The 13,459-nt window shown below is 47.5% G+C and carries 13 protein-coding genes; 4 read left to right on the plus strand and 9 right to left on the minus strand.

What is annotated here, in order from left to right; all coding sequences use genetic code 11:
* Positions 1-35: 35 nt before the first annotated feature.
* Together ACWJJS_RS14455 and dnaE are read right to left on the minus strand one after the other, a co-directional pair.
* Positions 36-1,268 carry an NAD(P)-dependent malic enzyme gene (locus ACWJJS_RS14455; RefSeq protein WP_007613079.1) on the minus strand — a complete coding sequence of 411 codons (1,233 nt, stop codon included), beginning with the start codon at positions 1,266-1,268 and terminating at the stop codon, positions 36-38.
* Positions 1,269-1,407: 139 nt separating this feature from the next.
* Complete coding sequence (dnaE, locus tag ACWJJS_RS14460) at positions 1,408-4,746, minus strand: DNA polymerase III subunit alpha (RefSeq protein WP_454023661.1); 3,339 nt, start codon at positions 4,744-4,746, stop codon at positions 1,408-1,410.
* Between the two features lie 142 nt (positions 4,747-4,888).
* Between dnaE and ACWJJS_RS14465 the strand changes: the two genes are divergently transcribed.
* The 3 genes from ACWJJS_RS14465 (at position 4,889) to ACWJJS_RS14475 (ending at position 6,027) form a co-directional block, all read left to right on the plus strand.
* Positions 4,889-5,230, plus strand: coding sequence for a YtrH family sporulation protein (locus ACWJJS_RS14465; protein WP_017418353.1), 342 nt, complete (start codon positions 4,889-4,891; stop codon positions 5,228-5,230).
* Positions 5,227-5,730: a sporulation membrane protein YtrI gene (gene ytrI / locus ACWJJS_RS14470; protein ID WP_007408062.1), complete on the plus strand. Its 504-nt coding sequence runs from the start codon at positions 5,227-5,229 to the stop codon at positions 5,728-5,730. Before ACWJJS_RS14465 ends, ytrI begins: the two co-directional genes overlap by 4 nt.
* 105 nt (positions 5,731-5,835) lie before the next feature.
* Positions 5,836-6,027 (plus strand): hypothetical protein, encoded by a 192-nt coding sequence (locus ACWJJS_RS14475; RefSeq protein WP_003152436.1) that lies wholly within the window; start codon positions 5,836-5,838, stop codon positions 6,025-6,027.
* Between the two features lie 17 nt (positions 6,028-6,044).
* Here the strand turns inward: ACWJJS_RS14475 and ACWJJS_RS14480 are convergent, their stop codons facing one another.
* Positions 6,045-6,986: a DHH family phosphoesterase gene (locus tag ACWJJS_RS14480; RefSeq protein ID WP_003152435.1), complete on the minus strand. Its 942-nt coding sequence runs from the start codon at positions 6,984-6,986 to the stop codon at positions 6,045-6,047.
* Positions 6,987-7,102: 116 nt separating this feature from the next.
* On the opposite strand from ACWJJS_RS14480, the gene ACWJJS_RS14485 reads away from it, so the two are divergent.
* The gene (locus tag ACWJJS_RS14485) at positions 7,103-7,405 is read left to right on the plus strand and encodes a YtpI family protein (RefSeq protein ID WP_003152434.1); all 303 of its coding nucleotides are present in this window, start codon (positions 7,103-7,105) and stop codon (positions 7,403-7,405) included.
* Between the two features lie 28 nt (positions 7,406-7,433).
* Here the strand turns inward: ACWJJS_RS14485 and ACWJJS_RS14490 are convergent, their stop codons facing one another.
* The 6 genes from ACWJJS_RS14490 to ACWJJS_RS14515 form a co-directional block, all read right to left on the minus strand.
* A complete protein-coding gene (locus tag ACWJJS_RS14490) occupies positions 7,434-8,750 on the minus strand; it encodes a CBS domain-containing protein (RefSeq protein ID WP_003152433.1) in 1,317 nt (438 codons plus the stop codon).
* A 139-nt stretch (positions 8,751-8,889) separates the two neighbouring features.
* Positions 8,890-9,576, minus strand: coding sequence for a metal-dependent hydrolase (locus tag ACWJJS_RS14495; RefSeq protein ID WP_353575184.1), 687 nt, complete (start codon positions 9,574-9,576; stop codon positions 8,890-8,892).
* Positions 9,577-9,636: 60 nt separating this feature from the next.
* Complete coding sequence (locus tag ACWJJS_RS14500) at positions 9,637-10,404, minus strand: SDR family oxidoreductase (protein ID WP_003152431.1); 768 nt, start codon at positions 10,402-10,404, stop codon at positions 9,637-9,639.
* A gap of 137 nt (positions 10,405-10,541) precedes the next feature.
* Entirely contained in the window at positions 10,542-10,670 is a 129-nt protein-coding gene (locus ACWJJS_RS14505) for a hypothetical protein (RefSeq protein ID WP_003152430.1), read from the minus strand.
* A 74-nt stretch (positions 10,671-10,744) separates the two neighbouring features.
* Positions 10,745-12,121: an argininosuccinate lyase gene (gene argH / locus ACWJJS_RS14510; protein ID WP_003152429.1), complete on the minus strand. Its 1,377-nt coding sequence runs from the start codon at positions 12,119-12,121 to the stop codon at positions 10,745-10,747.
* On the minus strand, positions 12,118-13,329 hold the full coding sequence (locus tag ACWJJS_RS14515) for an argininosuccinate synthase (protein ID WP_454023662.1): 1,212 nt from the start codon (positions 13,327-13,329) through the stop codon (positions 12,118-12,120). Before ACWJJS_RS14515 ends, argH begins: the two co-directional genes overlap by 4 nt.
* Positions 13,330-13,459: the final 130 nt, after the last annotated feature.

Genomic DNA, 13,459 nt, shown 5'->3' on the forward strand with positions numbered 1-13,459 from the left:
TTTTTCCAACGCGCTGCCATTTCATTTTTGTGTTATTATTCGCCGATGACCGTGAGCTGTCTTGTTTTTTCAGCCACTTCTTCAGGATCGACCGTAATTCTGGCGACGCCCGTTTCCATCGCTGCTTTCGCAACAGCTTTCGCAACGGCAGGAGCCACGCGTTTGTCAAATGGAGCCGGGATGACGTAATCAGCGCTTAATTCTTCCTCTGAAACAAGGGAAGCAATCGCTTCAACCGCAGCAATTTTCATTTCTTCGTTGATGTGAGTCGCGCGAACGTCAAGCGCCCCGCGGAAAATTCCAGGGAATGCCAGTACGTTGTTAACCTGGTTCGGGAAATCAGAACGGCCTGTTCCGATGACGCTAGCGCCGGCTGCGCGCGCGTCTTCAGGCATGATTTCCGGATTCGGGTTGGCCATTGCGAAGATAATCGGATCTTTCGCCATGCTCTCCACCATTTCTTTCGTCAGCGCGCCTTCGACTGATACGCCGATAAAGACGTCTGCATCTTTAATGACATCCTGCAGCGAACCGTCGTTGCGGTCTTGGTTTGTAAACTTGGCCACTTCGTTTTTCACCGCGTTCATGCCGGCCGGACGCCCTTCGTAAATCGCTCCTTTAGAGTCGCACATCACGATGTCGCGTACGCCGAAATGGTAAAGAAGCTTGATGATCGCGATGCCTGCCGCTCCCGCTCCGTTTGCCACAACTTTAATGGATGACATGGATTTTCCTGATAATTTCAGCGCGTTTACAAGTCCGGCAACGGTTACGATGGCAGTGCCGTGCTGATCATCGTGGAAAACCGGAATGTTTGTTTCTTTTTTCAGGCGCTCTTCGATAATGAAGCAGTTCGGCGCCGCAATATCTTCAAGGTTGACACCGCCGAATGTCGGTGCAAGCAGCTTTACAGTGTCAATGATTTTGTCCACATCGTTTGTGTCAAGCGCGATCGGGAATGCATCCACGCCCGCGAAACTTTTGAACAGCACCGCTTTCCCTTCCATGACCGGAAGTGAAGCTTCAGGCCCGATATTACCGAGACCGAGAACGGCTGATCCGTCTGTTACGACTGCTACCATGTTCCCCTTCATTGTATAATCATATACTTTATTTTTATCGTCATAAATCTCTTTACAAGGCTCAGCTACTCCGGGAGAGTAGGCAAGGCTTAAGTCGTCCGCGTTTCTGACTTCTACCTTTGCTTTTGATTCCAGCTTTCCTTGATTTACTTTGTGTAAATGTAACGCTTCTTCTCTTAATGACATTCTAAACACTCCTTTTAAGTACTTTGTTACATATTCTGCCGCATAGACTGGTACAATCGCTGGAGGTGAAAAATTTCAGAATCTTTAAATAAGATAGCACAATTGTTTCAATTGTATAACAAAACGATTATTGTTACCACTATTTTAACACGACGTTTTCGCGGCCCAGCAGCTCTTTTAAACGGTATAACGCCTGATGGTCCGCCTGAATATGAAAAGTATCCGGCAGCCTGATCGTCTGCTTGTCTTTTTCATAATATAGATAAACGCCGGTTTCCCCTTTATGCTCCAGTAAAATACGCTTCATCTTTTCCAAAAACTCCTGATTGTGCCGGCTGCCTTCGATTTTGATGTAAACAGACGGCGCTCTGTCTGCCTCGGTCTGCTCAAGAAGAGAGGCGGATGACATGATGAATTGTGTCTTCTCCTGACGCTCTTCCATTTTTCCGGCGGCGAATAAAAGCGCGCCTTCTTTTAACAGCGGAGACAGCCTTCTATATTGGTCAGGAAACACGACGGCTTCCATTTCTCCCGTTTCATCGCTTAATGTGAGAAACGCCATATGCTGACCTGTCTTTGTCCGAATCGTTTTGATGCCCGCGAGCAAAGCGCCGATTGAGAGCTGTCCCTTCGGCATCTGCCGCGCTGCTGTGATTGCTTGCGCCCCCCGTTTGTTCAGGAGATCCCTGAAAGCAGACAAAGGATGGCTTGAGAAATAAACACCGAGAGCTTCTTTTTCGAACCGAAGCTTGTCCACGAGCGGAAATTCCTCAGCCTCTACATATTTTGGCTTAATGGAGAACGATTCTTCCAAAAACAATCCCATTTGGTCATCGTCTGCACGAAAAAGTTCAGCGTGCTCTAAAGCCACATCAACGGAAGCCAGCAAGGCGGCGCGATTTTGATTGAATTCGTCCATGGCGCCAGAAAATATAAGGGCTTCGATGGTTTTCCGATTCACGCTTTTTGCAGGTACGCGAAAGCAGAAATCGAAAAGATCCTCGAACGGTTTATGTGTTCTTGCTTTATAAATATCTTTCACTGCCGAGACGCCTACGTTTTTAACGGCCCGCAAACTGTATCTGACGGCTCCGTTTTCCGGCGCAAACGGAAAACCGCTTTTGTTTATTGACGGCGGAAGGACTTGAATCCCGCTCCCCTTCGCTTCATGCAGATATTGCGATATTTTGTCCTCATTGCCGATGACGCTCGTCAACAGCCCGCACATAAAATATAACGGATAATGCGCCTTTAAATAGGCGAGCTGATAGCCGATCATGCTGTATGCGACAGCATGGCTTCTGTTGAATCCGTAGTTAGCGAATTTTACAATCAGATCGTAGACCTCGTTTGCAGTGACTACAGAATACTCCTTTTTTAAGCACCCTTCAACAAAATGGCTTCGCTCTCTGTCCAGAATGTCCTTTTGCTTTTTGCTGACAGCCCGTCTGAGCAGATCCGCTTCACCTAATGAAAACCCTGCCATGCGCGAGGCGATCATCATTATCTGTTCTTGATAGACGATGACGCCGTAAGTGTCACTGAGAATATTTCTTACGTCCTCGTGCGGCACTTCCACACGCGCGCGGCCGTGCTTCCGATCGATAAATAACGGAATATTTTCCATCGGTCCCGGCCTGTAAAGCGCGTTAACCGCGACAATGTCTTCCAGTCTTGACGGCTTCAGGCGCTTCAGCACGTTTCTCATTCCTGATGATTCCAGCTGAAAAATGCCCGTCGTATCACCGTTTGACAATAGCGAGAACGTTTTTTCATCCTGATAAGAAATCTCGGAAAAATCAATTTTCGTATTCGTCTCTTTTTCAATCATCGTTTTAATGGATTCAATAAGCGTCAGGTTGCGCAAACCTAAAAAGTCCATTTTCAAAAGACCGAGATCTTCCAGGTGATCCATCGCATACTGCGTTAAATACACGCCGTCATGCCCTTCTTGAAGAGGGACAACTTCCGAAAGCGGCTCTTTACTGAGAACGACCCCGGCCGCGTGTGTTGACGTGTGTCTCGGAAGACCTTCAATTTTCCTTGCGATCTGAAACACTTTATGAAGAACGGAGGATTCGGACAGCCGCCTGTTCAGCTGAGCGGACTGCCGCCTCGCCTCCTCAAGCGTCATTCCCGGTTTTGACGGAATCAGGCGGGCAAGCTGGTCGGCTTCTTTCGGGCTGATTCCGAACACTCTCCCGGTATCCCTTAACGCCGCCTTTGCGGCCAATGTCCCGAAGGTGATAATCTGGGCGACGTGCATGGCCCCGTACTTATTTTGCACATACTGAATGACCTCATCCCTTCTCGTATCAGGGAAATCGATATCAATATCCGGCATGCTGATCCGCTCGGGATTAAGAAATCTCTCAAACAGCAGAGAATGTTTAAGCGGATCCACGTCGGTAATGAAAAGCGAGTAAGCGACAAGCGAGCCTGCCGCGGACCCCCTTCCCGGGCCTGTCACAATGCCCTTTTCATGCGCGTACTTCATAAAGTCCCATACGATGAGAAAATAATCACTGAATTTCATGCGCCTGATAACGTCCAGCTCATATTCAAGCCGGCGGACAGCCCGCTCATCAGGAGTGCCGAAACGGAGACGCAGCCCCTCATGACAGACTTCCGCCAAATAGTCATCGGCTGATTTGCCGTCCGGCGCCGGAAAAGACGGAAGCTGTGTCTGTCCGAGGCTGACATCGACCCGGCATTGCCGGGCGATACGGGCGGCTGCTTCAATCGCTTCCGGATGCCGCGTGTAAAGCTCTGCCATTTCTTCAGGCGCCCTCAAGTATAAGTCCGGCAGATTCCCGCTCTGATCCTCCCATTTCTCTCCGGCTTTAATAGCGCACAGACAGCGGTACGCATCTTGATCCTCTTTCTTGATATAGCGGACATCCCCCGCAGCGCAGACAGCGATTTCCGTCTCGGCTGACAGGCGGAGAATCTCTTCCGATAACGTCTCATGTCCTTTAAACGGCTGGTACCCTAAATAAAAACGGCCGTCTCCGAACAGCTCCCGGAATCCTTCGGCAGCCCGGACCGCTTCTTCAAACTTCCCGGCTTGAAGCAGGCTTTCAATGTACCCGTTTTCACCGGGCGTAATGGCGAGCAGCCCCTCATGATAGCTCTTCATCCATTTTCGCTTCATGCCGCCCTTTGCCATGGATTGCAGCGCACTTGAGATTTTCATCAGGTTCTGATAACCGGTGTTTGTCTCCGCTAAAAGAATGAGCGGGTGTGCTTCAAGCTCTGTATCGTCCGTGTATATAGAAGCCGTCAGACCGATAATCGGCTTAATTCCGTTTGATTTGCATGCTTTATAAAACTCAATGGCGCCGTACATCACATTTTCGTCCGTCAGCGCCAATGATGAATATCCGAGTTCCTTCGCTTGTGTAACAAGCTCTTTTACAGAAGCGGCGCTGTTTAACAGGCTGTAGCCGCTATGTACTTGCAGGTGAACAAAAGACAATGCCGCCACTCCTTTCCCATACGTTCATTTTGCCTTTCTACATTATAAGACGGGTTTTCTTAAGAAACAAATGTTCTTTTTTGACTCATCATCATACTTGTCCGTTTCCATCAATATGATAGAAAAGTGAGGTGGTGTATATATGGATCAGGAAGCCGGCTTTATGGCGAATTTCATCAGCAGTTATTTTATCGCCCTCGGTGTGTTGCTCGGCGGCGCGCTGATCGGCGGCCTCGGAGCTTATTTATCAGGCGAGCCTCCGCTGACGGCGATCACAAAATTGGCGAACAGGCTGAAGATCTGGGCGCTTGTCGCGGCCATCGGGGGAACATTTGACGCGGTATACAGTTTCGAGCGGGGGCTGTGGGAAGGCAACACGCGCGACATCTTCAAACAGCTTCTTTTAATTATTTCAGCAATGGGCGGCGCGCAGACCGGCTGGCTGATTATTTCATGGCTGACCCAGGAGAATATGTCATCATGAGAATTCCCGAGTATTATAAAAAACCGGGATGGCAGCGTTTTTTTGCGGGAATGATGTGCGGAGCCATCGTCAGCTGGCTGTTCTTTCTGTTTACATACGGAACGTTTCAGGAAGAACAGGTGACGTTAATTGAAAAGCAGCGGGAGCACGCGCGGGATTTAAAAAACCAAATCTCCATCTATCAGAAAGATCTTCATAAATTAAATGAGGATAATAAGCAAAGACTTCTCATCCAAAGTGTTGATGTGAAGCTGATTAATGGGGAAAAGTACAGAATCGCCCAGCCTGACAAGATGAAATTTGAGGAACAAGTGAAAGATAATATTTCTGAAGTCATCACAAAGGATATTGAAAGCGTGTATAAAACAAAGGAACTTTTAAAACGGACGATCGAAAACAAAATATACACCATAAATGAGAAGGAATTTAAAGCTGAAGTAAAGGAACTGACGATTTATACGAGATTGTCTGTCGAAATTCATATTTCTTTTGCGACGTAATTATGTCATTTTTAAAAATTTTCCATAGATCTGTCGCTTTTTTCTCCGCTTTTTTATAAACTGTAGATGAGACATTTTCAACGATTCTGAAGGGAGGAAGGGAAAATGGAGGTTTTTAGTGAACGCCGCTTGGCAAAAGATCATGCAGCCCGAATCAGACAAGGCTATTCCGCATATGCAGAAACAGACACACTCGCTTCCCTCATAAAAAAAGAACTCCAAATCTGTAATCTCCGCGTCTACGAAGACCTGACTGAATTCGGCTGCTGGTTCATCCCCGTGACAGATGAACACTAAGAAAGAGGGTCTCCCCTCTACTTGTGTTCGTTACATACCTCTTCCAGATCAGCAAGAATCTGATCGGTTTCATCCCAGCTGAAGATGGATGCGCCGGCCGCAAGCGGATGTCCGCCTCCATTGTATTTCCGGGCAATTCCGTTGATGACCGGACCTTTTGAACGGAACCGGACTCTGATTTGATCGTCTTCTTCTACGAAAAACACCCAAGCGCGGATACCCGAAATATTTCCGAGTGTTCCGACAAGCTGCGACGCTTCAGAAGCGGTGGTTCCATATGTCTCCAAAATGTCTTTTTTAATGAAAACGGAAGCGACGCCGTTTTCAGACAGTGACACATTTTGATAAATAAAGCCGTTAAGCTTCACCACATTTAACTTTGTTTCATACAATTGATTGAACAGCTCTGACGATGAAAATGGGAACTCAATGAGCTCTCCCGCGTATTTTAATGTCTTTTTTGTGGTGTTCGGGAACAAGAAGCGCCCCGTATCACCGACGATACCCGCGTAGATCAGCTCAGCTGCTTTCGTATTCAGTTTCCAGCCGTGCTGCTTTCCTTCCAGGTACAGCTCATAGATCATTTCGCTTACGGAGCTTGCATTCGTATCGACCCATAACAGATCGCCATACGGATCTTCATTTGGATGGTGGTCTATTTTCATGAGCTTTGCGCCGGAATGGTAGCGCTGATCGTCGACCCTGCCTTGGTTTGCGGTGTCGCACACGATGACAAGAGCATCTTTATAGGTTTCGTCATCCACCTCATCGAGGGAATATAAAAAAGACAAGGACGGTTCAGGCTGTCCGACGGCAAAAATATTTTTTTCGGGATACGTTTCCCGCAGGATTTCCGTAAGGCCGCACTGCGAACCGTAGGCGTCCGGGTCAGGCCTCACATGTCTATGTAAGATAATGGTGTCATATAATGATATGGTTCTGATCAGTTCGGATTTCATCGTTTTCTCCTTTTCGTTTTTATTCATTTAATCATACTCTTTATCCATGGAAAAGGAAAATCTTTCAGCAACGGTATAAACGGTTTTGCAAACTCATATAATGGAGGATTTCATTTATGCTGGTTTTTGTTTTTCTCATCGGGCTTTCTGCCTGCTTTTACGTGTATTACAAAGTAAAAGGAATCCAGACGAAACGGGCGCTGGAGAAGGAATGTTTTTCGGCTAAATCAAGTATGGCATTAGGCGCGCTGGTGCTTTTGTACGGAGTAAACCAAATGATTCTGTTCCACTCCGTTCTGACCCTGGTCATCGGCGGCGTCTTCATTTTAATCGGAGCAGGCAGCGCATGGGCCGGGTATAAAGCCTATAAGCATTATGAGCCTATCCATGCAAAGGAAGCGGAGAGGGACCACGCATAATGAATGCCAAGGGACCCGGGTGCGTCCCTTAACTTCTCTCCATCAGCTGCACCATGAGCATCGCTTTTGAAACGATGCCGCTTTGGCTTGACACTTCCACTTCCATTTTCCCGAATTTCCGGCCCGCCTCTAAAATGCGCGGTTTTACTTCAATGACCGACTCCATCTGTACGGGCTTCAGAAAGAAAATCGTAATGCTTTCAATGACCAGCTCGCCGCGTTTGCGGGAGCGTAAAAATCGGCTGGCGGCCTGGGTTAAAATCGTGGTAAACACCCCGTAAGAAATCGTGCCGAGCTGATTGGTCATTTGCGGCGTGACTTCATATTGATAAACGGCCGGCGTTTTGTTATCTTCCTCTTCTTTAAATCCCCTTGAAACAATATCATCCAGCTTTTCCCCGACCTGAGGCTGCTTTTGAACCATTTGAAGCGCTTTTAAGACATCCTGGCGGCTGATCATTCCGATCAGTTTGTGATGCCCGTCTGTCACCGGAAGCACTTCAATTCCTTCCCAAACCATCATTTGAGCCGCTGAGGCGACAGATGTTTTTCCGATCACCGTGACAGGGTTTTTGGTCATTACTTTTTCAATGGGAACTGACCGGTCATGCCCCGCGATATCTTTCGGCGTGAGGATTCCGTGGATTTTCATCTGCTGATCGATAACCGGAAAGCGGCCGTGTCCGGTTTCATAGTTCTTTTCGTACCATTTCTCCAGTTTATCCTTAGGAAACAGCGTCACTGTCCGATCTGCGGGCGTCAAAATATCTTCCACGAGCACAATCTCTTTTTTTATGAGCTGATCATAGATCGCCCGGTTGATCATCGCGGCTACCGTAAAGGTATCGTAGCTCGTGGAGAGAATCGGAAGCTCAAGCATATCGGCCAGCTCGATAATGCTGTCGTCGGTATTAAACCCTCCTGTTACCAAAACGGCCGCGCCCGCTTCAAGCGCCTGGCGGTGGGCGTTGATTCGGTTCCCGACGATTAACAGGTTCCCCGCGGCCGTATAACGCATCATCGCGTCAAGCTCCATCGCCCCGATCACAAACTTATTCAACGTTTTATGCAGACCTGCTTTTCCGCCGAGCACCTGGCCGTCGATCACATTGACGACCTCAGCGTATGTCAGCTTTTCAATATTTTCTTTTTTCTTCTGTTCAATCCGGATGGTCCCCACACGTTCAATAGTGGAAACGAATCCTTTGTTTTCGGCTTCCTTAATGGCTCTGTAAGCCGTTCCTTCACTGACTTTCATTTCTTTCGCAATTCTTCTGACCGAAATTTTTTCACCGACAGGAAGCGAATCTATGTATGATAGGATTTGTTCATGCTTTGTTGCCAAGCGTTTCACCTCTAAGGACAGTCTTCTGCTTTTATTATAAGGGTACGGGGGATTCATTCGCAATGAGACGCCCGAAAAAAGGCGGCATCACAAAAAAGACCTTCTGAATGCTTGATTCAGAAGGTCTTCGACACATATGTCAGGCAAGCTCAATGGTCTCGCCGACCGCCATGACTTTGCCGACGCCTCCGGGCAGACTTTCTGCGAAAGCGTCAGGGTCCTGTTCAATGACGGGGAATGTATTGTAATGAACGGGGACGACCTGTTTCGCTCTCAGCCATTCAGCCGCGAGTTTCGCATCTTCAGGCCCCATGGTGAAGTTATCACCGATCGGCAGAAACGCCAGGTCAATGTGATTCAGTTCCCCGATCAGTTTCATATCTGAGAACAGCGCCGTATCGCCGGCGTGGAAAATCGTTTTGCCGCCAATCGTTAATAAAATCCCGGCCGGCATCCCGGTGTATGTGATGGTTTTGTTTTCTTCATCAGTGACCGCCGATCCATGGAACGCCTGTGTCAGTTTCACTTTGCCGAAATCAAATTGGTGCGCCCCGCCGATATGCATCGGGTGGACCTTTAAACCTTTAAAGCCGAGATAAACGGCCAGCTCGTTCGGCGCAATGACGAGCGCATCGTTTTGTTTGGCGATCTGCTCTGTATCTCCGACATGGTCATTGTGTCCGTGAGTAAGCAGGATGACATCCGCTTTCACTTCTTCCGGTTTCAAATTTGTCAGACTGTTTCCGGTCAGAAACGGATCAAAAATAATGTTATGGGTTTTCGTTTCCACTTGAATGACAGAATGTCCGTGATAAGTCACTTTCATCGTTTTCACCTCATAAAAAATTAATATTTATCAAGTTCCCTTTTTGACAAACGAAAAAACTTACAGGGATTGATGCCTGTTAATCACATTCAGCCCGCCTGTTGCTTCAATGACCGTTCCGGTTACAAGATCGGAATCTTCTTCACATAAAAAGGCGATGATTCTCGCAATGTCCTCTCCGGTTCCGGACCTGCCGATCGGCGTCTTTTCTTTGCCGATTTTCCGTCTTGCTTCCTCTATAGACGCTTCTTTCATATCTCCTACAATATCGCCCGGGCAGACCATATTGGCTGTAATGCCTGATTCGGCTTCTTCAATCGCAATGGTTTTCGTTAACGAAGCCAATCCGACTTTAGCCGCTCCGAAAGCGGAACGGTGAAGCCAGCCGGGGGCATGGTCCGCTCCTTGAAAACCGTATGTAATAATCCGGCCGAACCGCTGCTGTCTCATGACCGGGATAACCGCTTTAAACAGATGGAAAACGGCGCTTAAATTCCCTTCAAGCATGCCATACCATTCGTCATCGGAGTAATCGGCAAGCTTTTTGCGCTCAAATATGTACGGCCCGGCATTGTTAATCAGTATGTCAATCCTTCCAAACCGCTGAAGGGCTGCATCGGCGATCCGCATGAGATCTTCTTTCCGGGTTACATCGCCCTTAACGAATTGCAATCTGTCATGGCACCCGGGATAATCCGCCTTCAGACAAGCGACCGCTTCTTCGTCCTGTCTGTAATTCACTGTGACAGAAAAACCTTTTTCCAGAAGCATTTCAGTCACTTTTCGGCCCAATCCCTTTGTACCGGCAGTGATTAGAGCATGTCGCACATTGAATACCCTCCCCAGGCAACGTAGCCGCTTCAATAAAATCAAGACGTTTCTCCCTCTACTTTACTATAAACAAACGGCAATATCACTTTTTTGCACTTCGTCCGCACGAAAAAAAAGCCGTCTTTACAGACAGCTTAATTTTCTGAAGGAGCAGAGGCTTCCTCCATGCCGACATAACCGCTTTGGTATGCCTCTGAGATAAGCCTGGCCGTTTCTTCACTTTCTTTTTCATCATAGATGTAACGGTCTTGTTCTTTGCGCATTCCTTCTACCTCCCATCTTTTATAGATGTAGGGTGTCTGATATGACGGGAAAATATGAAGGAAATTTCAGCAAATTAAATGCCGGCGCAGGCTTTTGCTTTTACGAGCGCCTGTTCTACCTGCTGAAAACCCGTTCCGCCGGCGCTCATTCTTTTTTCAACCGCATGATGCGGATCGAGCACGGTATAGATATCTTCTTCAAAGAGACTGCTGGCTTGAAGGAATTCTTCAAATGCCATATCACTTAAATAGATTCCTTTTTCAATACAGCTGTACACAAGCTTGCCGACCACTTCATGCGCTTCTCTGAACGGCATGCCTTTTTTAGCTAAATAATCGGCAAGTTCCGTCGCATTTGAAAAATCTTGTTTTGTCGCTTGTTTCATGATGTCTTTGTTTACTTTCATCGTTTCAATCATGCCCGTGAAAATCTGAAGGCTTCCTTCTACGGTTTTCACAGTGTCAAACATGCCCTCTTTATCTTCCTGCAGGTCTTTGTTGTAAGCGAGCGGGAGTCCTTTCATAATCGTGAAAAGACCCATCATATCACCGTATACGCGTCCGGTTTTACCGCGGATCAGCTCCGCCATGTCGGGGTTTTTCTTCTGCGGCATCATGCTGCTTCCCGTCGCGTACGTATCATCCAGTTCAATGAATCTGAATTCCTGCGAGCACCATAGAATGATTTCTTCTGATAAACGTGAAAGGTGCATCATCAGCATGCTGCTGCCGCTTAAAAACTCGAGAATAAAATCTCTGTCACTGACTCCGTCAAGACTGTTCTCATAAATGGAGTCAAAACCAAGCAGCTCCGCCGAATAGTTACGGTCTATCGGAAACGTAGTTCCGGCAAGCGCCCCGCATCCGAGCGGCGATATGTTAATCCGCTTCATAGCATCCCGAAAACGTTCTTTATCCCGTTCAAGCATCCAAAAATAAGCAAGCAGATGGTGGGCGAAAGAAATAGGCTGAGCCCGCTGCAAATGGGTGTACCCCGGCAGAATGGTCTCGACATTGGCCTCGGCTTTTTCGATCAGCGCTTTTTGGAACTGTTCAATCAGCACGATGATATGTGAGACATGATCTTTCAAATACAAATGCATGTCGGTCGCCACCTGGTCATTCCGGCTTCTGCCGGTATGGAGCTTGCCGCCTAGCGGTCCGATTTCTTCGATCAGCATTTTTTCAATATTCAAATGGATATCTTCATAATCAACAGAGAATTCAAGCGTTCCTTCCTCTGCTTTTTGCAGGAGGGTCTGCAGCCCCTGTCGGATGGCGCCTTCTTCTTCTTCCGTCAGAATGCCGCATTTTTTCAGCATTGCCGCATGAGCGAGAGACCCTGTAATATCCTCTTTGACTAAGTTTTGGTCGAATGTGATGGATGCGCCGAACTCATCGACCCACTTTTCCGGTGTTTTTTGAAAACGGCCTCCCCAAAGCTTCTTCATGCTTCAATCTGCTCCTTCATTTTCACAATGCTGTTTACTTTTGTCGGCAGTCCCCAAAGCTCAATGAAACCGATTGCCGCGTGATGGTCAAACGCATCGTCTTTTGTATATGTCGCAAGTTTTTCATCGTAGAGTGAATATTCCGACTTACGTCCTTCTACAATGGCATGGCCTTTAAACAGCTTGACTCGCACAACGCCGGTGACGTGCTTTTGGGTTTCTTTCAGGAATGCAAGCAGCGCGTCTTTTAACGGCGAGAACCATAAACCGTTATAGATGATTTCAGACAGTTTTTGTTCAATTGCCGGTTTGAAATGGGCCACTTCTTTCACTAAAGTCAGATCCTCAAGCTCTTTGTGAGCCGTAATTAAAGTCATGGCGCCCGGGCACTCATAAACTTCACGGGACTTAATGCCGACCAGGCGGTTTTCCACATGGTCAATCCGGCCGATGCCGTGTTTTCCGGCAGTCTCGTTCAGCTTGAGAATTAAATCAGCGAGCGGGTAGGTTACGCCGTCGATTGAAACCGGAACACCGGCTTCAAATGCGATTTCGATGATTTCCGGAACGTCCGGCGTGTTTTCAAGAGATGTTGTCAGGTCATATGCCCCTTCAGGCGGCGCCGCCCACGGGTCTTCTAATATACCGCATTCATTGGCGCGTCCCCATAGGTTCTGGTCGATGGAATACGGGCTGTCAAGATTGATCGGAATCGGTATGCCGCGGCTTGCAGCGTATTCAATTTCTTCTTCACGCGACCATTGCCACTCACGGACCGGAGCAATGACCTCCAGATCAGGATTTAATGATTTAATGGATACTTCGAAACGAACCTGATCGTTGCCTTTTCCCGTGCAGCCGTGCGCTACGGCCACCGCGTTTTCCTTTTCCGCCACTTCAACGAGTTTTTTCGCGATTAACGGACGGGATAGTGCAGATACGAGCGGATACTTGCCTTCATACATTGTATGGGCCTGCATAGAAATGAGCGCGTACTCCCGGGCGAATTCTTCTTTCGCATCAATCACATACGAATTTACGGCGCCAACTTCCAGCGCTTTTTGCTGAACGAATGCCAAATCCTTTCCTTCCCCAACATCTAAGCAGCAGGCAACAACATCGTATCCCTGTTCTTGCAGCCATTTTATCGCTACAGAAGTATCAAGACCTCCTGAGTATGCCAATACAACCTTTTTTTGTTCTGCCATGTTAAAAGCTCCCTTTGTATAAAAATTAGTTTTAATTAATAAAAATGCATTTTGTATGTATACACTGTAACAAGTAAATTCTGTTTTTTCAAGCCTTTTATAAAAAAAACCCCACCCAATTTTTTGAGCG

The organism is Bacillus sp. JK106 (genome assembly GCF_053663355.1).